The sequence below is a fragment of the Oceanicaulis sp. MMSF_3324 genome (assembly GCF_030733545.1).
In the GTDB taxonomy this organism is placed as follows: domain Bacteria; phylum Pseudomonadota; class Alphaproteobacteria; order Caulobacterales; family Maricaulaceae; genus Oceanicaulis.
On the sequence record NZ_JASHIU010000008.1, the window covers coordinates 15190 to 33649 of the forward strand.

Sequence of the window (18460 nt, forward strand, 5' to 3'; positions counted from 1 at the left end):
AAATCGGCCTATCAATTGCTTACAGACTTGCAGGCTTACCCTGAGGAGATGGCTCCATGTTTCGATCCCTGTCGCTCGCGCTGCTGACCAGTGCAGCCCTTGTCGCCCCCGCAGCGGCTCAGGAGCGCGTGGTTCCCGATACGCAGGCTCAGGTTCAGCTCTCTTTCGCTCCGGTGGTGCGCCAGGCGGCGCCGGCCGTGGTGAACGTGTATTCCCGCCGTGTCATTGCGCAACGCACGCCGTTCGCAGGCGATCCCTTCTTTGAACGCTTTTTCGGACCGCAAGTGCGTGAGCGTGAGGTGAACTCGCTGGGGTCTGGCGTCATCGTGGATCCCACCGGTGTGATCGTCACCAACAACCATGTGGTCCAGGGCGCTCAGGATTTGCGGGTCGTCCTGTCTGACCGCCGGGAATATGAGGCGGAATTGCTGCTGGCGGATGAGCGCACCGATCTGGCGGTTCTGAAGATCAATACCGAGGAGCCGCTGCCGGTTCTGCCATTTGATGAGATCGGCGACAGCGAAGTGGGCGATCTGGTTCTCGCGATCGGCAATCCGTTCGGCGTGGGCCAGACGGTGACCAGCGGGATCGTCTCGGCGCTGGCGCGCACGGATGTCGGCATTTCCGACTATGCCTTCTTCATTCAGACCGATGCGGCAGTGAACCCCGGCAATTCCGGCGGCGCCCTCGTGGATATGGAGGGCCAGCTGATCGGGGTGAATACGGCGATCTTCTCGCGCTCTGGCGGGTCGAACGGCATCGGCTTCGCGATTCCGTCTGAAATGGTGCGCACGGTCGTGGATGCGGCTCTGGAGGATGGTGAAATCATCCGACCCTGGCTGGGCGCGCGCTTGCAGCCGGTCACTCAGGATCTGGCGAGCTCATTGGGGCTGGAGCGCCCGCGCGGCGCCATCGTTGCCGATATCTGGGAAGGCGGCGCCGCAGACCGCGCCGGGCTTGAGCAAGGCGATGTCGTGATCGCAGTGGATGGCGTCGAGGTCAATGACGAGGTGGGCGCGCGCTTCCGGTTCGCGACACGCATGATCGGCGACAGCGCCGAGCTGACCGTGCTGCGAGATGGCCGAGAGCAGGTGTTGCGTGTGGATGCCGAGCCAGCGCCGGGCGCGATCGAGGGCGCGCGGATGGAGATCACGGGTGAAAATCCGCTGCACGGTGCGGAACTGGTCCAGCTGAGTCCGGCCTTCAATGAAGAAAACGGGATCGATCCCTTCATGGACGGGGTCCTGGTGTCGTCGGTCGCCCGACGGTCCGCCGCCGCCTATTTCGGCTTTCAGCCGGGCGATCGCATCCTCTCGGTCCAGGATGAGCGCGTGGACAATCTGGTCGATCTGAACCGGATCCTGCGCGAGAAGGATGGGGCGAATGACTGGCCTGTGGAGATCGAGCGTCGCGGCGAGCGGTTCTCCCGCAACCTGTCGCTCTAGTCCGACCCAGAGCGATTTGCGATGACGAGGTCCCAGTCCAGCCAGGACCGGGCCTCGTCCTCATCTCTGAATTGAGCGATCAGGCGATGGTGCAGGCTGATCGTAGTGTCGATCAGGGTGTATTCCAGTTCCTGACGCTCTGAACCGGGATCATAGACCACAGCGATGCGGCCGCTGCCTCCGCTGAGGATGGCGGACAGGGTGCGACCGTATTCAATGGCCTCGGCCTCGCTGAGCCGGGATGTGGAGGCTCCCGGGATAACGAGCAAGCGAATATCATCAGTACAGGGGCAAGCGTGCAGGAACCTCAGGAAAGCGCGCGCATCCTGGGATGTGAACGCCTCGTCCAGATCCAGCCGGACTCTGCCATGGCCATACTCGGTTATACGCATGATCATCCGTAAGTTATATGCGTATAACTTAAAGTTAGACCGTCCGGCGCTCGGGGCAAGGGCGCTCCGCTAGCGCCAGAGCTCGGCCTGTCGCCAGGGGGCGGGCGGCTCAAGCACGCCTGCGGCCGGACCCTGCACCTGCAATGTGCGCATTCGCCAGGCCTCGGCCCATTCAGGTTTGAGCGGGTAAGGCGCTTCGACTGGGCTGACGGCGTCAAAACCCATTCGGCCATAATACTCAGGATCGCCCAGAACCAGAATGGCGCGGATCTCCGCTTCAGCCAGCCGGTCGGCGCCCGTCTCTATCAGTTGGCGCCCGACACCCTGATGCTGGGCCTGGGGCGCCACGCACAGCGGGCCGAGCAAAGCCACGGGATGATCCGATCCGGACACCCCGCACAGGCTCAACAGCGCATGACCGACCACCTGACCGGCCAGGCGCGCCGTCAGGGACATGACATCCCCATGGGCCAAAAGCGCGCGGACGAGGGCGGTGAGGTCCTCTTCGGGAAAGGCCTCCGGATACAGAGCGACCAGCGCTTCGTGCTCATCAGGCAGGCTGGCCGTGATCTGAAGATCCGCCATGCGCTCTAATCGCGCGAGAGGGCGCGCCAGCCGATGTCGCGACGATGGACGCCCTCAGGCCAGTCAATCGCGTCCACGGCCTTGTAGCAGCGCTCGACGGCCTGTTTGAGGTCATCGCCCACCGCCGTCACATTCAGCACCCGGCCGCCATTGGCGACCAGGTCGCCGGCCTCATTCGTTCCGGTGCCGGCGTGGAAGATGGTGACGCCGTCGATCTCACCGGCGGCCTTCACATTCTTGATGACCGAGCCCTTCTTGTAGGCGCCGGGATAGCCTTCGGTGGCCAGAACGACCGTCGCCGCCGGGCGCGCCTGGTCGATCGTGGGCAGCAATTGCTGGAAGTCCCGTTCAGGCATGCCGCCCGTGGCGCAGGCCAGCAGCGCCGGCACGATGTCGTCCAGCATGGACGCCATCAGCACCTGGCATTCGGGATCGCCGAACCGGACATTGAATTCAACGACCTTGGGCCCCTCGGCGGTGATCATCAGGCCGATATACAGGACGCCCTGGTAAGGATGGCCGGCCTCGTTCAGCCCGTCGATCATGGGCGCGGCGATCTTCTCATCCACTTCGGCCATCAACTCGGGCGTCATCACCGGAGCCGGGCAATAGGCGCCCATGCCGCCCGTATTGGGGCCTTCGTCATTGTCCAGCAGCCGCTTGTGATCCTGACAGGCGGGCAGGGTGATCCGGTTCACACCATCACTGAGCACGAAGACGCTGGCTTCCTCGCCATGCATGAACTCTTCAATGACAAGCTCGGCCGAAGCGTCGCCGAACTTGCCCGACAGCATTTCTTCAGCTTCCGCCTTGGCGTCATCGAGCGTGGGCGCGATGACAACCCCCTTGCCAGCCGCCAGGCCATCCGCCTTGAGCACGAAGGGCGCCTGCAGGGTATCCAGAAACGCCTTGGCGCTCTCCGCTTCGGTGAAGCGTCCATACCGGGCCGTGGGCACGCCGAGCTTGGCCATCAGATCCTTGGAGAACCCCTTGGAGGCCTCAAGCTGGGCCGGTTCCTTGTTGGGGCCGAACACGTCAAACCCGCGCGCGCGCAGACGGTCCGCCGCGCCAAGCGCCAGCGGGACTTCCGGACCGATGACGATCAGGTCCGGCTCGATCTGAAGCACCAGCTGCTCCATCTTCTCGATGTCATCGGGTAGAACGTCAAAACACGGACCCAGCTGGTCCAGCGCCGGGCTGCCGGGGGCGGACCAGATGGTGTCCACGAGCGGGCTCTGGGCGATCTTCCAGGCGAGGGCATGCTCGCGGCCGCCCGATCCGATGATGAGAATGTTCATGTCCGCCCTTGCCGTCTTGCTGGTGAGTGGGGTGTTGGTGGTCTTCAGCAGGTGAATGGCCCCGACCGGCGCGCAGGTCAACGGCGCCAGAGCGGTACACGCGATCCGAATCCGCGGTTAGGGTGAGATCATGACTGATGCGACCGCCTCCAACACCCCCGAATATACGGTTTCCGAGCTCTCCAATGCGCTCAAGCGCACGGTCGAGCAGGCCTATGACCATGTCCGCGTCCGCGGCGAGCTGGGGCGGGTGACCGTGGCCAAGTCCGGCCATGTCTATCTCGACATGAAGGACGACAAGGCCGTCATCGACGGGGTGATGTGGAAGGGCGTCGCGGCGCATCTCAATTTCCGGCCCGAAGAGGGGCTTGAGGTGATCGCGGAGGGGCGTCTGTCGACATTCCCCGGGCGGTCGAAATATCAGATGATCATCGAGCGGATGGAGCCGGCTGGCGAGGGCGCCCTAATGGCGCTTCTGGAAGCACGCAAGAAAGCGCTCGCCGCCGAAGGCCTGTTCTCCCCCGATCGCAAGCGCGCCTTGCCGTTCCTGCCCCGCGTGATCGGGGTGGTGACGTCTCCGACCGGCGCGGTGATCCGGGATATTCTGCATCGGCTGGATGACCGCTTCCCGACCCATGTGCTGCTTTGGCCGGTGCTGGTGCAGGGCGACAAGGCGGCTGACCAGGTCGCGCATGCGATTGAAGGCTTCAACGCTCTCGAGCCCGGCGGCGCCGTGCCTGTTCCCGATGTGTTGATCGTGGCGCGCGGCGGCGGGTCCATCGAGGATTTATGGTGCTTCAATGAGGAGCGCGTTGTCCGCGCCGCCGCCGCTTCGCGTATCCCGCTCATTTCGGCCGTCGGGCATGAAACCGACACGACGCTGATCGATTACGCTTCGGACCGCCGCGCGCCCACGCCGACCGGCGCCGCGGAAATCGCGGTGCCCGTCCGCCGCGAGCTGGTGGAGCGCATTTCCACAACGTCGGCTCGTTTGATGAGCGCGCTGGTGCGCGGGCTCGATCGCAAGGCGGCGGATCTCAAATCCGCGTCCCGCGGATTGCCGACGCCCCGGGCCATGCTCAATGAGAACGGTCAGAAGCTCGATTTCATCGCCAGTCGCCTCAATGGCGCCGCCCAGGCCGGGCTTGAACGCAAGCAGACCCGTTTGCAGGCTGCTGCGCTTCAGATGCGGCCGACAGCGCTCAGGCGGGATCTGGCGATCAAGACCGATCGCTTCGAGCAATCGCGCAATCGTCTGGACCAGGCGTTCCGGCGCGAGCTCAATGACCAGTCTCGGGCCCTGACCTCGCTGGGCGCGCGCCTGGAAGCGCTCTCGCACAAATCCGTCCTCAAGCGGGGCTTTGCCCTGGTGAAGGATGACACGGGCGCCCTGGTGCGTCAGGGCGCAGCCTTGCAGGCAGGACAGTCGGTCAGCCTGGTCTTTGATGATGCAACGCGCCAGGCCGTGATCGATGGCGTAGACGCGGGGACGCCGCCACCTGCGCCTGCTCAGCCCGTCGCGCGGCCCAAGTCGGCCCCGAAGGCGAAGAAGCGTCCTTCTAATCCGGATCAGGGCAGCCTGTTCTAGGCCGCGTTCAGCTTGTCTAGAAATTGCGTCATGTCAGCCTGGAGCTGATGCGCCAGCTGGCCCAGAGAATCCGACGCCTGCACCACCGTGTGGGCCGCGGTGCTGGTTTCCTCCGCACCGGACTGGACCAGCAGGATTTCCTCGGACACCGAGCCGGCGCTTTTGGCGGTCTGGCCTGTGGTGCGGCTGATCTCTGCGGTGGCGGCGCTTTGCTCTTCCACAGCGCTCGAGATGGTGACGCTGACCGTGTTGACCTGGTGAATGGATCGGGTCACCGACTGGATGGCGGTGACCGCTTTCGCCACGACGCTTTGAATATGTGAGATCTGCTGCGAGATCTGCTCAGTCGCCTTGGCGGTCTGACTGGCGAGCGCCTTGACCTCGCTGGCCACGACCGCAAAGCCCTTGCCGGCTTCACCTGCGCGAGCGGCTTCGATGGTGGCGTTGAGCGCCAGCAGATTGGTCTGGTCCGCCACCGTTTCGATCAGGGAGATGATCTCGCCGATGGTGTCGGCGGCGGCGCTCAGCTGGGACATGGTCTCGCTGGTCTGCTCCGCTTCGACATGGGCGCCGCTGGCGGTTTCAGAGGACAGGGCCACATTCTGGGCGATCATCCGGATGGCGCCATCCAGCTCGGCGGCCGACTGGGCGACCATCTGGGCGGTGACGTTCGCTTCTTCGGCGGCAGCTGCGACGGTTTCGGAACGGGAGGAAGCCGAGTGCGCCGTCTGGGACATGGAGCGTGCGGTTTGTGAAAGCTCTGATGCTGCAGCCGACACGGTTTGCACGATGGTGGAGACTGAACGCTCGAAATCCTCCGCCAGACGGCGGCGTTCGATGGTCCGGCGGTGGCGCATATCCGCTTCAATCGTGCTCAGGCACAGATCCATGTCCAGAAACGCCGCCTTGGTCAGTGCCTCGATGTCCTGGTCAAGCTGGGTGATGAGCTTGCGCTTCATCAGGCCCGCTTCCTTCAGGCGCAGACGGTTGAGAGCGCAGATCACGCCGCTGATCACCTTCTGATACGCGGCGAAGTACCAACGTTGCTCAAGCTCCAGACGGGCATGGGTCATGCCGATACGGGCGACAGAGGTGATGTAGTCATCCCCGAACTGGGCGCTGCAAATCTGCATCCAGTGCTCGAACTGCTTGGCCTGGGCGTGCTGGCGGATGGCGTCGGTGGGGAAGAAGGCGGCTGTGGCGGGCGTTTTCAGGACATCGGTGTAGAACTGGTCCAGAACGCCGGGCAGAACTGTTTCGATGAAGGGCTTCAGCCGCTGTAGCGCGTCCCTGTCAGCCTGGGTCAGGTCCAGAAAGTCCAGCCGGGAGGCCAACTCCGAGCGGATGCGGTCGGATGCTGTGATGATATCTGCTGAAAAGGAGTCTGCCGCCGTATTCATATATGAAGTACCCGATACCAGTTGCGCCGCGAAAAACCAGAAATATTGTTATAAAAAACAACAATATAGCAATGGTTTCTCATTGGCGTTCTTCATACGCGGGCGGGCTTAAGCGGCTCTTAAACGCTCTAGGAACTCCGCCACATCCTTGCGCAGTTTCGACGCTTGCTGGCCGAGTTCATCAGAAGACTGGACAAGTCCCTTGGCCGAATTCGCCGTGCTTTGAACGCTGTTCAGGACGCCGGAAATGGTCTGGGACACCGAGCCTGAGCTTTGGGCGGTCTGTTCGGTGTTCCGGCTGATCTCGGCGGTGGCGGCGTTCTGTTCTTCGACAGCGGCGGAGATGGAGGTGGAGACGCCATTGACGCGCTCGACCGAGCGGGCCACGTCTTCGATCGCTTCCACCGCGCTTTTCACAACCGTCTGTATGTTATTGATCTGCTGTGAAATTTCATCGGTCGCCTTGGCGGTTTGACCGGCCAGGGATTTCACTTCGCTGGCCACGACCGCAAAGCCCTTGCCGGCATCGCCGGCGCGGGCGGCCTCGATGGTGGCGTTGAGCGCCAACAGATTGGTCTGTTCGGCCACCCCTTCGATCAGGGTGATGATTTCACCGATCTTCTGGGCCGCTTCATCCAGCACATTCATGGTTTCGCGGGTGCGTTCGGCCTGTTGCGCCGCCTGGGAGGACCCGGACGCGGCTTCCCCGGCGCTGGCGGAGATTTCCTGAATGGCCTTGGTCAGCTCAGAGGAGGCGCCGGCCACACTCTGCGCCGTCGCCGTGGCTTCCTCGGCTGCGGCGGCGACGGTGGAGGCTTGCTGGGATGACATTTCAGCGTCGCGCGCCATGGTGCGGGCGCTTTCCGCAAGGGTCGTCGAGGTCTTGGCGAGGGTGTCTGAGATGGCGCCGATCTGGCCTTCCATTTCAGTGGCCAGCTCATCAAAGATAGCTAGGCGCTCCTGGTTCTGGCGTTCGTAGATCACCGTGAGCACCAGTTCCATGTCGAGCATGACGGCTTTGACAAGCACCGAGACGCGTTTGCGCGCGGATTCCGAATGCCGCTTCCAGTTGATCGGAGAGCCTTTCTTGCGCTGATCGTTCAGCACGGCTTCGATCAGGCCCATCATCAGGAAGTTATAGGCGCCGAAATACCATTGCGGCTGGAGTTTCAGCCGGGCGTGCGCATCGCCAATGGCGGTGACGGACCGGGTATAATCATCGTCAAACTTGGCGTCAGCGATCTTCATCCAGTGCTCGAGCTGACGGTCGCGCGCGTGCTTGACGCCGGCATCGCCACCGAACATGCCGTAAATGTCCGGCCAGCCCTTCAGATGCTCGTAAAAATCATCCAGCGTTGCCGGAAATTCCCGGGCGATCACGGGTTTGAGTTCTCGAAGCAGTTCGCGTTCCTGCTCCTTGATTTTCATGAAAGCGATGCGCGTTTGGTAATCAATCGAGAACGTCATGGTAACCTGCGAGATGAGAGTGAATCGCAGCGAAGTTGCGTGCGCCCACACACTCGATCCGGGCTGGTTAACAGCACATTTCTCTTATGCGGCGATCCCGGCCTCAACGCCTGAATGCGGCTTGCACATAAGGCCCGGCGGACCAGATCGTCAGCAGAGCCAGGAACCAGACCGCCCCGATCCAGTAGTGATACCAGAGCGCAGGGTCGGTCAGACCGATAATGACGAGCACGAAGGGCGCGGCGGTGATGATCATTTGCAGCGCCGTTTTCATCTTGGCCGCTGGCGTGACCGTCAGTGCGCCCTTGGACGGCCGGATGAAACGCAAGGCTGTGATGGCGATATCCCGGCCCAGGATGACCAGAACCGGCAGAACGAGATAGATGTCAAAGCCGCTGATGAAGCAGTACGCCACCAGATAACCGCCAACCAGGAACTTGTCGGCGATGGGGTCGAGAAGGGCGCCCAGTGCGCTTTCCGCGCCCATCGTGCGCGCCGCCCAGCCATCCAGCCAGTCGGTCAGAGCGGCGACCACGAAAACCAGCCCCGAGATCAGTCCCAACCGGACCGCGTCCGATTCCACCAGCGCGAGCGAGCTCTGGACCAGGAGCCAGCCGCCAATGGGGCCGGCCAGCGCACGGCCGACGGTCAAGGCGTTGGGCAACTGGCGCAAAAGGCTATTCATGAAAATGCTCATAGATCTTGCGGGCCAGCGCCTTGGAGACGCCCTCAACCGCTTCAAGGTCGGCAAGATTGGCGCGTGACACCGCCTTGGCCGAACCGAAATGCTTCAACAGGGCGCTCTTGCGCGAGGCGCCGACACCAGCAATCTCATCGAGTGGGTTGTCCCGCATCTGTTTGGCGCGCTTGGCCCGGTGGCCGGTAATGGCGAAGCGGTGCGCTTCGTCCCGGATACGTTGCAGGTAATACAGCACGGGGTCGTTCATGGGCATCCGGATAGGCGGCTTGCCGGGCATGTAGAAGACTTCTCGGCCCGCATCCCGGTCAGGGCCCTTGGCAACCGCGGCGACCGCCACGTCATCCACGCCCAATTCCTCCATGACCTCCATCACCGAGGAAAGCTGGCCCTTGCCGCCGTCAATCAGGATGAGGTCCGGAACCGGCGCGCCATCCTCGCGCTCTTTTTGCAGCCGGGTGAACCGGCGGCGCAGCATGGCCTGCATCATGGCGAAATCGTCATTGGTGGCGGCGTCATCGCCCTTCATGTTGAAACGGCGATAACTCTGCTTCTCAAAGCCCTCCGGCCCCGCGACGATCATGGCGCCCAGCGCGTTCGTGCCCTGGATGTGCGAGTTGTCATAGACCTCGATGCGGGAGGGGCGCTCCTCAAGGTCAAACACCCGCGCGACGCCATCCAGCAGTTGCGCCTGTGAACGGCTTTCCGCAAGCGTCCGGCCCAAAGCTTCCTTGGCATTGCGTTCGGCGGCTTCGACCAGCGCTTTCTTGGAGCCGCGCTTGGGAGTCTTGATCTCGACCGGGTGGCCCGCGCGCAAGCTCAGCGCTTCCGCCAGCAGGTCGGCCTGTTCGGGATCGGAGCTTGTGAGGATCAGGCGCGGCGCGGGCTTGTCATCATAGAACTGGGCGATGAAGGCGGAGAGAATTTCATCCGGCGCCGCGTCCTGCTCATGCTTGGGATAAAGCGCGCGATTGCCCCAGTTCTGACCGGCGCGGAAGAAGAAGATCTGCACGCAGGTCTTCCCCCCTTCCTGGTGCAGGGCGATGACGTCCGCGTCCTCCACGCCATCGGGATTGACGTCCTGTTGGCTCGTGACGGCGGCGATGGCCCGGATGCGATCGCGCAGCTTGGCGGCGGTCTCGAAGTCGAGCTCCTCCGATGCCGCGGCCATCTCGTCCTGAAGCCGCTGACGCAGGCTGTTCGAACGCCCCGACAGGAAATCCTTCGCCTCGCGCACCAGCTCGTCATAGTCGGACGGGCTGACGAGATCGACGCACGGGCCGGCGCAGCGCTTGATCTGATAGAGCATGCACGGACGGGTCCGGCCTTCATACACGCTGTCGGTGCAGGTTCTTATGCCGAACGCCTTTTGCAGCGTGTTCAGGGTGTTGTTGACCGCGCTGGGGCTGGCGAAGGGACCGAAATAATCACCCTTGGCCTTGCGGGCGCCGCGATGCTTGGTCAGCTGCGCGCTCTCATGATCGCGCCGGATCAGGATGTAGGGAAAGCTCTTGTCATCACGCAGCAGGATGTTGAAGCGGGGCTTCAGGCGCTTGATGAGATTGGCTTCCAGCAGCAGCGCTTCGGTCTCGGTGCGGGTGAGCACAAACTCCATCGACCGCGTCAACGAGATCATCAGGGCGATGCGGTTGGTGTGCCCGCCGGATTTGGCGTAGTTCGACACCCGGTTCTTGAGCTTCTTGGCCTTGCCCACATACAGGACTTCGCCATCTTCGCCATACATGCGGTAGACGCCCGGCCCCTGGGACAGGTTCTTCACATAATCGGCGATGATCTCCGGCCCGGTGCGATACTCCTTGGGCGCCGGCTTGGGACCAGCGTCTGAAGCTTTGTCGAGCGGGGGCGCGTCGGGGCGATTGGCTTTGACCATGAGCCCAAGATAGGTCTGATCAGACGAGTCGTCAGCCGCCTACATCTCTACAGATGCATAGAGTTCATCGCACTCCAGCACGGAGGGGATCTTGCGGATGCGCACCTTGACGGTGTTCACATGCGTCAGGGTCTTGAGGCGTTCGGCTACCTCGATCGCCATGCGTTCGATCAGATCGAAATGCTTGGAGGTCGCCACCTCGCGGGCGGCTGCGGCGACTTCGTCATAATTCGCTGTCGCGCTGATGTCGTCATCCTGGGGCAAGCTGCGCAAGGCGATGGTGATGTCCATGCGCACTTGTTGCTTGCGGGCACGTTCCTCGTCATAGATCCCCAACGAGACCATCTGATGGACACCGGCAAGCTCGATCTCTATTTTAGGCACGCTGCGCCCCATCCAAGTTCATCAATAATCCACATCGCTTACAGGAGGCCCTTCAGGCTTCCAAGCAGAAAGGTGAGTCTGTCAAATGATTGATTCCGAGCGATTGGTCTATTTGCCGCCATGGGCCAGATTTCTGGCGCTGGGCACCTTGATGGCCGGGCTGGCGGTCTCGCTTTTCGTCGCACTTCGATTTGTCGGTGAGCCTGATCGCGCGGACTGGATCCTGATGGCCATGTCGGTCTCCCAGGTGTCCCTAACGGCCCTGGTGGTGCTCTTCGTCGTATTGTTTTCGGAGAAGGACGCCTCGCTCGACACGCTCGACAAGAAGGCGGACCAGTTCGTGCGCGAATACGTTCCGCGCTTTCTCGAACGCATTTCCCTTGAGACCGGCGAGAAGGCCCAATGCGTGGTACGCGACAAGGAGGCCGACCGGGATCTGTTCGGGCGCGTGGTCACCTTGGACTTCAATGACGATGTCAGCCTGAAGATCTGGGTCGGCCTGAATGTCAGCCGCATCTTCGCCATCTATTTCGTAAAGTCCCGCGGCGATGACCCCGCCGATATCGAGGCGATCAAGGATGTGTTCCGGTTCACCTTCGGCGGCGCTGAATCTCTGGGCTATGACATCTATTACGAGCAGAGCGAGGTTGAGGGCGAACGCTTCGTGTCTATCTGGACCACCGTCAGCGCCGATGACGACATGATCGTCGATCCCAAGCGCAAGCTGTTCTGGGCGCAGGATGTCGCCATGATGACGCAATCCTTTCTGCGTACAGCCTTGCGTCGGTCGGACGTCATTGATCTGTCCCTGCCGTTTGATCCGCGCCCGTTATAAGTCTGGAAGCTGCCATGACCGATCACACTTCCCCCCAAGGCGCAGCGCTGGTCACCGGCGGCGCCAAGCGACTGGGTCGCGCCTTTATCGAGGCGCTGGCCGCAGACGGGCGCGATGTGATCATCCATTACAATCGCTCTTCCAATGAAGCCGAGGCGCTGGCGAAAGAGCTCAAAGGCGTGCGCGCCATCGCGCTGGGCGCTGATCTCAGCAAGCCCGAAGAAGCCGCGGGCTTGATCAAGCGCGCCAACCAAGCGCTGGGGTCGGTGGGGGTGCTGGTCAATTCCGCCTCGGTGTTTGAACAGGACCAGCTTGAGAGTGTGGGCGAGGATAGTTTTCATCGTCACATGACGGCGAACACCCTCGCGCCGGCGCTTCTGACCAAGGCGCTGGCCGGGCAGGGGCTGGAGCGCGCCTGCGTGGTCAATGTGCTCGACTACAAGCTCTTCAATCTCAATGCCGATTATTTCTCCTACACGCTCAGCAAAGCCGCTTTGAAAACGATGACGGAGATGCTGGCGAAGTCACTCGCGCCGAACGTGCGGGTCAACGCCATCGCCCCCGGCCTGACCTTGCCCAGCGCGCATCACTCTGAAGCAGAGTTCGAGCGGATCCATGACGACAATCCGCTCAAGCGCGGCGCGAACCCGGAAGACCTCGTGGCGGCGCTGCGCTTCTTCGTGAACACGCCTTCGGTTTCAGGTCAGATCGTGTGCGTGGATGGCGGCCAACATTTCGACCCCCGGCTCAGCCAGGACGTGTTCGAGGCGCTTTAACTTAGGTCACGCCCGTTCAGGGTTTTAAAGCTGCGGGCGGCCTTTGGCCTTGCGAACCCTGTGGGTTCGGTCTCTCCAACATGAATTCTCGGGAGAGCTTGGCCCTGGGCTGGGCTTTTAGGTAAGGAACACATGTCATTCGCCGGTTTATCCGGCGAACCCATACCGTGACCTGACATCGGAGCAACCGGCATGGATCGGCCGGACAAGCCGTCCGATGACAGCGAGAAAGCTAAGTGACCGTCATCCTGACGAAAGTCAGGACCAGGGGATGACGGGGCTCCTATTGGGCCCGGATCAAGTCAGGGAGGACGAGATATGTGAGGAGGTGAACGGGCTAGCCCCGACGCACCACGGCCTTCTCGCCACAGCTCGGGCGGCGGATTTCCACCGCGGTCAGGCCAGGCAATGTCTTCTCGAGCCGTTCAAACACCCAATAGGCGATGGCTTCGAGCGAGGGGTGTTCCAGCCCTTCCACATCATTGAGAAGGCGGTGATCGAGTTGCTCGCGGATCTTGTTGATCTCGGCCTCGATTTCCCAGAAATCCTTGACCATGCCGCTCTCGGCCGCACGCGGACCGGTCAGCGTCACCGTGCCGGCAAAGGAGTGCCCGTGCATCCGCGAGAACGGATGATTGGCGTCCTTGTGCTCGAAATGGTGAGCCGCGTCGAAGGTGAAGTCCTTCGAGATTTCCAGGTGCAGATCGGTCATGGTCAGGGTTTCATGCTCAGGCAAGGCGCGCCATATACAGGCAAAGCGTCCAAAAGAGAACCGTTCCCGGCTGTTTGTCGCAGTCCGGACCAGAGAGAAGCCCGATGACCGAACCCGCCGCTCGCCCGCCGCTCACCAAACTCACCCTTCTGCTCTGGGCCTTGCCAGTGCTTGCGGGCGTGCTTGTGCTGATCCTCAGCCTTGCGCTCCATTGGGAGCCCTGGTTCGGCTATGCCAGCATTATTGCAGGCGGTCTTATGACCGTCATGCTCATAGGCAATCATTACAATGTCGGGCCGGACGCCTGATCAGGCCTGGGCCTTCATCGTCACCAGCGACCAGACATGGCCATAGGGGTCGCGCACCTTGCCGTGCCGGCCGAAGAACTCTTCGGTGACATCACGGATCGAGGTGCAGCCGGCCTCGACCGCGCGGGCATGCCAGGCGTCCGCGTCGTCCACCTGCAGGCTGATCGTGAAGGTCGTGCGATCGCCCAGCGTGGGCGGCGCCACATTGCCGGTCATGGCTTCGTGTTCAGGAAACTCGTCCGCCATGAAGATCACCCCGCCATTGATGCGCAGAGCCGCATGGCCCAGCTTGCCCTCGAACTCATAGCGTTCAGCCTCTTCCGCGCCGAAAGCCTGTTCGTAAAAGGTGATGGCCTCGATGCCGTTGCGCACGCTCAGATAGGGCACGACCGGGCTGGGTTTGGGCGTCTCACTCATGTCTGCGCTCCGCTGGGGTGAACATTTGCGAACACCGGCCAGCTTAGCCCATAGTCCCGGCCATGAGCGATCTGTTTTCTTCCGCCGGTCTTGAGACCGAAGCGCCGCGCCCGCTGGCCGACCGTTTGCGTCCGCAAGCCCTCGAAGAGGTGGTGGGCCAGGACCATGTGCTGGGCCCGGAGGGACCGCTGGGGCGCATGCTCGCGCAGGGGCGTCTGTCGTCCCTGATCCTGTGGGGGCCGCCGGGGGTGGGCAAGACCACCATTGCGCGCCTCCTGGCTGAAAAGGCGGGGCTCGAGTTTGACGCCATCTCGGCGGTGTTCTCCGGCGTCGCCGATCTCAAGAAGGCGTTTGATCGCGCCCGCGCCCGGCGTCAGGCGGGACGAGGCACGCTGTTGTTCGTGGACGAGATCCACCGCTTCAACCGCGCCCAGCAGGATGGCTTTTTGCCGGTCGCGGAGGAGGGGATCATCACCCTTGTGGGCGCCACCACGGAAAACCCCAGTTTCGAGCTGAACGCCGCTTTGCTGTCGCGCTGTCAGGTGATGGTGCTCAAACGGCTCGACGCCGAGGCGTTGGAGAAACTCCTCAAGCGCGCCGAGGCCGAGGAGGGCGCGTCACTGCCGCTCACCGAAGAGGCGCGCGAAGGCCTGATCGCCATGGCCGATGGCGATGGCCGCTATATGCTCAATCTGGCTGAAGAGCTGATTGCGCTGAAGCCCGAGACGCCGCTCGACCTCAAGGACCTCTCCTCGGTGTTGCAAAAGCGCGCCCCGGTCTACGACAAGGACCGCGAGGAGCATTACAACCTCATCTCCGCATTGCATAAATCGGTGCGCGGTTCGGATCCGGATGCGGCGCTTTACTGGCTGGCGCGCATGCTGAGCGCGGGCGAGGACCCGCTCTATCTGGCGCGCCGCATCGTGCGCATGGCGAATGAGGAGATCGGCCTGGCTGATCCCGGCGCCGTGCATGCCGCGCTGGCGGCCAAGGATGTCTATGAGTTTCTGGGCAGTCCGGAAGGCGATCTGGCGCTGGCCCAGGCCGTGGTCCACATCGCTTGCGCACCCAAATCCAACGCGGTCTACACCGCCTGGAAAGCCGCCCTGCGCACCGCCAAGGGCACAGGCTCCTTGATGCCGCCCGCCCATATCCTCAACGCCCCCACCAAGCTCATGAAAGAGGTGGGCTATGGCAAGGGATATGAGTATGACCACGATGTGGAAGGCGGTGTCTCGGGCCAGAACTATTTCCCTACCGAGATGGGCAAGCCGCCGACTTTCTACGAGCCCAAAACCCAGGGCCGCGAAGCGGCGCTCTTGGAACGGCTGGAACGATTTCGCGCGGTGAGGGCGGATCGGGCCAAGCGCGGGGATTGACGCTTTTCTCACCCTCGCAAGCCATCCCCACCGCCTGATCCTCTTGCGCCTTCGCGCTTGCGCGCCTAACCCTGCAGCCGATGCAACATGTGCTTCTCATAGCGCTGGGCGGCGCGCTGGGCGCGGTGTCCCGGCATTTCGTCAATCAGGCGGGCCTCAGGCTCATCGGGCCCGAATGGCCGTACGGCACGTTCACGGTGAATGTGCTGGGCTGTCTGATGATGGGGCTTCTGGTGGGCTGGCTGGCCAGTGCGGGCCGGCCTGATGCTACCGAGCTGCGCTATGCGCTGGGCGTCGGGTTTCTGGGCGCGTTCACGACCATGAGCGCCTTTTCCCTCGACGTCATGGTGATGGTGGAGCGCAAGACTTATGTGATGGCCGCGATCTATGCCGGCGGCACGCTGATGGCCTCCATGGCCGCCGTGCTGGCCGGTCTGATCCTGGCGCGAAAGGTGTTTGCCGCATGAGCGGAGTTCAGACCAAGGAAGTCACCCGCGATGAAGACGAGATGCGCGTCGATCGCTGGTTCAAGAAGCATTTCCCCCATGTCAGCCATGGCATGATCGAGAAATTGCTGCGCAAGGGCCAGATCCGCGTGGATGGCGGCCGGGCCAAGGGCAATCAGCGCCTGAGCGCAGGCCAGGCCGTGCGCGTGCCGCCCATGCCTGACGCCAGCGACAAGCCCGATGAGGGCTCGATCTCGCGTCAGGATGCGCAGTTCGTGCGCTCGCTGGTGATCTATGAAGACAAGCAGATGATCGCGCTGAACAAGCCGCCGGGACTGGCGGTGCAGGGCGGCTCGAAGGTGACGATGCACCTTGATCATTTGCTGCAGGCGTTCGGCAAGGGCGATCAGAAACCCAAGCTGGTGCACCGGCTCGACAAGGACACCTCCGGTGTTCTGGTGGTGGCCAAGACGGCGCAGAGTGCGAAGAAGTTGTCACGCCTGTTCCAGACCCGCGATGTGAAGAAGACCTATTGGGCGATCTGCCTGGGTCTGCCGGCGCCGCGGGCGGGCGAGATCAAGGGCTTCATGAAAAAGGCCATGGAAGGCGATCGCGAGCTGATGGTCGGCGCCCGCCATGGCGAGGACGGCGCCCAGCACGCGCTGACCCGCTATGCCGTGGCCGACAATGCCGGCGCGCGGGCGAGCTGGGTCGTGCTGCGGCCCGAGACCGGACGTACCCACCAGCTGCGCGTGCACATGCAGGCCATGGGGCATTCCATCTATGGCGACGGCAAATACACCTGCGACTATCCCGACCCCGAGGGCCTGTCGCGCAAGCTGCACCTGCATGCGCGCAAGATCGAGATCCCGCGCGAGGGCCAGAAGCCCCTGGTGATCGAGGCGGACCTGCCCAAGCACATGGCCGACAGTTTTGACGCGCTGGGATTCAACCCCTCCGACAATCTGATGCTGGTCGAGGAGGCGCTGGAATGAGCGAACTCAAGCTCGCCGTCTTTGATGTGGACGGCACGCTGGTCGATAGCCGCGAGGTGATCCACCGCGCCATGACCCGCGCCTTTGATCGCGCCGGTCTGGGCGAGATCGCCTATGACAAGGTGCGCATGATTGTCGGGCTGGAGCTGACCGAGGCCGTTCTGCGTCTGGCGCCGCCGGACTATCCGGCCGAGCGGATCCCCGAGCTGGCCAATTTCTACAAGCAGGCCTTTGTGGAGATGCGCGCCCAGGACGGGTTCTCCGAGCCGCTTTATGATGGCGCGCGCGAAACCGTGGAGCGGCTGGCCGATGAAGGCTGGCTTCTGGGCGTGGCGACCGGCAAGGCGCGGCGCGGGCTCGACATCGTGTTCGAGCATCATGATCTGCACAAATACTTCCAGACCTTCCAGACCGTGGATGGCGGGGCGGGCAAGCCCGATCCGCGCATGGTGCTCGACGCCATGAAGGAGACCGGCGTGGACGCCCATCGCACCGTCATGATCGGCGACACCAGCTGGGACATGCTGATGGCGCGGGCGGCCAACACCCATGCGCTGGGGGTGAGCTGGGGCTTCCATACGCCTGAGGAAATCGCCGAGGGCGGGGCCCATTCCATCCACGATGAATTTGACTGCCTGAATACGGCGCTCGACGCCTTTGGCGAAAACGGAGTGAGCGCCGCATGAGCATGTCCAAGGCGAAAGCCGAAAACCGTGAACTGCCCAAACGCTTCTACAAAGAGGTGAGCCTGCAGCCAGGCGAGGGCGGCTGGTCCGTGCTGCTCGATGGCCGACCGGTGAAGACCCCGGCCAAGCGGGCCCTGCAGGTGCCGTCTGAAACCCTGGCGACCGCGCTGGCCGCTGAATGGGCGGCGCAGGAGACGGTGATTGATCCGTTCACCATGCCGATCACCCGCATTCTGCATGTGGCGCTCGACCGGATGGAAGCGGTGCGTGAAGGCGCCGCCGAGGAAGTGGCGAATTTCGGTCGCACGGACCTTTTGAGCCATCGCGCGGATGACAGCCAGCTGGCCGCCCGCCAGGCCGAGCTGTGGGACCCGTATCTGGACTGGGCGAAGACCGCGCTTGATGCGCCGCTCAACGCCGCCGCGACCGTGCTGGCGCTGGAACAGCCTGAAAGCTCTATTGACGCATTGAAAGCCCGCGCGCTGGCCCAGGATGATCTGCGCCTGACGGCGCTGGTCAGCGTGACGCCCATTCTGGGCTCGGCGATCCTGGCGTTTGCGCTGCTTGAAGGCGAGGCGGATGCAGACGCTGTCTGGAAAGCTGCGCGGGTGGATGACGACTATCAGACCGAGCGCTGGGGTGAGGATGCGGAAGCGGCGGAAGCCGCCGCCAATCGCAAACGCGACCTCAAGGCGTGTGAAACCGTGATGCGGGCGCTGGATGATGCCGGGGTGTAAGCTGGATGCTCTGGCCTCATCC

Annotated in this window: 20 protein-coding genes; 10 read left to right on the top strand and 10 right to left on the bottom strand. The window is 62.9% G+C overall.

Annotated elements, in window-relative coordinates:
* Nucleotides 1–56: 56 nt before the first annotated feature.
* Nucleotides 57–1445, top strand: coding sequence for a DegQ family serine endoprotease (locus RBA95_RS09100; protein WP_306016527.1), 1389 nt, complete (start codon nucleotides 57–59; stop codon nucleotides 1443–1445).
* Here RBA95_RS09100 and RBA95_RS09105 read toward each other — a convergent pair.
* The 3 genes from RBA95_RS09105 to purD all read right to left on the bottom strand — a co-directional run bounded on the left by RBA95_RS09105 (nucleotide 1442) and on the right by purD (nucleotide 3720).
* A complete protein-coding gene (locus RBA95_RS09105; protein ID WP_306016528.1) occupies nucleotides 1442–1837 on the bottom strand; it encodes a hypothetical protein in 396 nt (131 codons plus the stop codon). The genes RBA95_RS09100 and RBA95_RS09105 overlap by 4 nt on opposite strands.
* 69 nt (nucleotides 1838–1906) lie before the next feature.
* Nucleotides 1907–2422, bottom strand: coding sequence for a GNAT family N-acetyltransferase (locus RBA95_RS09110; protein WP_306016529.1), 516 nt, complete (start codon nucleotides 2420–2422; stop codon nucleotides 1907–1909).
* Between the two features lie 5 nt (nucleotides 2423–2427).
* On the bottom strand, nucleotides 2428–3720 hold the full coding sequence (purD, locus tag RBA95_RS09115; protein ID WP_306016530.1) for a phosphoribosylamine--glycine ligase: 1293 nt from the start codon (nucleotides 3718–3720) through the stop codon (nucleotides 2428–2430).
* Between the two features lie 130 nt (nucleotides 3721–3850).
* Between purD and xseA the strand changes: the two genes are divergently transcribed.
* Nucleotides 3851–5308 carry an exodeoxyribonuclease VII large subunit gene (gene xseA / locus RBA95_RS09120; protein ID WP_306016531.1) on the top strand — a complete coding sequence of 486 codons (1458 nt, stop codon included), beginning with the start codon at nucleotides 3851–3853 and terminating at the stop codon, nucleotides 5306–5308.
* On the opposite strand, the gene RBA95_RS09125 is transcribed toward xseA, so the two are convergent.
* From RBA95_RS09125 to RBA95_RS09145, 5 genes are all read right to left on the bottom strand, one after another.
* Nucleotides 5305–6708 carry a globin-coupled sensor protein gene (locus tag RBA95_RS09125; RefSeq protein WP_306016532.1) on the bottom strand — a complete coding sequence of 468 codons (1404 nt, stop codon included), beginning with the start codon at nucleotides 6706–6708 and terminating at the stop codon, nucleotides 5305–5307. The two genes, xseA and RBA95_RS09125, sit on opposite strands and share 4 nt — an antisense overlap.
* 108 nt (nucleotides 6709–6816) lie before the next feature.
* On the bottom strand, nucleotides 6817–8175 hold the full coding sequence (locus tag RBA95_RS09130) for a globin-coupled sensor protein (RefSeq protein ID WP_306016533.1): 1359 nt from the start codon (nucleotides 8173–8175) through the stop codon (nucleotides 6817–6819).
* 103 nt (nucleotides 8176–8278) lie between these two features.
* On the bottom strand, nucleotides 8279–8860 hold the full coding sequence (locus RBA95_RS09135) for a CDP-alcohol phosphatidyltransferase family protein (RefSeq protein WP_306016534.1): 582 nt from the start codon (nucleotides 8858–8860) through the stop codon (nucleotides 8279–8281).
* Nucleotides 8853–10763 carry an excinuclease ABC subunit UvrC gene (gene uvrC / locus RBA95_RS09140; protein ID WP_306016535.1) on the bottom strand — a complete coding sequence of 637 codons (1911 nt, stop codon included), beginning with the start codon at nucleotides 10761–10763 and terminating at the stop codon, nucleotides 8853–8855. Before uvrC ends, RBA95_RS09135 begins: the two co-directional genes overlap by 8 nt.
* Nucleotides 10764–10802: 39 nt before the next feature.
* Nucleotides 10803–11147, bottom strand: a complete 345-nt coding sequence (locus RBA95_RS09145; protein WP_306016536.1) for a dihydroneopterin aldolase — start codon at nucleotides 11145–11147, stop codon at nucleotides 10803–10805.
* Nucleotides 11148–11232: 85 nt separating this feature from the next.
* Between RBA95_RS09145 and RBA95_RS09150 the strand changes: the two genes are divergently transcribed.
* Nucleotides 11233–11982, top strand: a complete 750-nt coding sequence (locus RBA95_RS09150; protein WP_306016537.1) for a hypothetical protein — start codon at nucleotides 11233–11235, stop codon at nucleotides 11980–11982.
* 14 nt (nucleotides 11983–11996) lie between these two features.
* Nucleotides 11997–12758 (top strand): SDR family oxidoreductase, encoded by a 762-nt coding sequence (locus tag RBA95_RS09155; protein WP_306016538.1) that lies wholly within the window; start codon nucleotides 11997–11999, stop codon nucleotides 12756–12758.
* A 337-nt stretch (nucleotides 12759–13095) separates the two neighbouring features.
* Here RBA95_RS09155 and RBA95_RS09160 read toward each other — a convergent pair whose 3' ends face one another.
* Nucleotides 13096–13470, bottom strand: a complete 375-nt coding sequence (locus tag RBA95_RS09160; protein ID WP_306016539.1) for a 6-carboxytetrahydropterin synthase — start codon at nucleotides 13468–13470, stop codon at nucleotides 13096–13098.
* A gap of 104 nt (nucleotides 13471–13574) precedes the next feature.
* Here RBA95_RS09160 and RBA95_RS09165 point away from each other — a divergent pair, with 104 nt between their 5' ends.
* On the top strand, nucleotides 13575–13778 hold the full coding sequence (locus RBA95_RS09165) for a hypothetical protein (protein ID WP_306016540.1): 204 nt from the start codon (nucleotides 13575–13577) through the stop codon (nucleotides 13776–13778).
* On the opposite strand, the gene RBA95_RS09170 is transcribed toward RBA95_RS09165, so the two are convergent.
* Entirely contained in the window at nucleotides 13779–14195 is a 417-nt protein-coding gene (locus tag RBA95_RS09170; protein ID WP_306016541.1) for a VOC family protein, read from the bottom strand. It lies immediately after the preceding gene.
* A 62-nt stretch (nucleotides 14196–14257) separates the two neighbouring features.
* Here RBA95_RS09170 and RBA95_RS09175 point away from each other — a divergent pair, with 62 nt between their 5' ends.
* The 5 genes from RBA95_RS09175 (at nucleotide 14258) to RBA95_RS09195 (ending at nucleotide 18438) form a co-directional block, all read left to right on the top strand.
* On the top strand, nucleotides 14258–15574 hold the full coding sequence (locus RBA95_RS09175; protein WP_306016542.1) for a replication-associated recombination protein A: 1317 nt from the start codon (nucleotides 14258–14260) through the stop codon (nucleotides 15572–15574).
* 80 nt (nucleotides 15575–15654) lie between these two features.
* Nucleotides 15655–16041 carry a fluoride efflux transporter CrcB gene (gene crcB / locus RBA95_RS09180; RefSeq protein ID WP_306016543.1) on the top strand — a complete coding sequence of 129 codons (387 nt, stop codon included), beginning with the start codon at nucleotides 15655–15657 and terminating at the stop codon, nucleotides 16039–16041.
* Nucleotides 16038–17015: an RluA family pseudouridine synthase gene (locus tag RBA95_RS09185; protein ID WP_306016544.1), complete on the top strand. Its 978-nt coding sequence runs from the start codon at nucleotides 16038–16040 to the stop codon at nucleotides 17013–17015. The genes crcB and RBA95_RS09185 overlap by 4 nt, the downstream gene beginning before the upstream one ends.
* On the top strand, nucleotides 17012–17701 hold the full coding sequence (locus RBA95_RS09190) for an HAD-IA family hydrolase (protein WP_306016545.1): 690 nt from the start codon (nucleotides 17012–17014) through the stop codon (nucleotides 17699–17701). The genes RBA95_RS09185 and RBA95_RS09190 overlap by 4 nt, the downstream gene beginning before the upstream one ends.
* Entirely contained in the window at nucleotides 17698–18438 is a 741-nt protein-coding gene (locus tag RBA95_RS09195; RefSeq protein WP_306016546.1) for an ATP12 family chaperone protein, read from the top strand. The genes RBA95_RS09190 and RBA95_RS09195 overlap by 4 nt, the downstream gene beginning before the upstream one ends.
* Nucleotides 18439–18460: the final 22 nt, after the last annotated feature.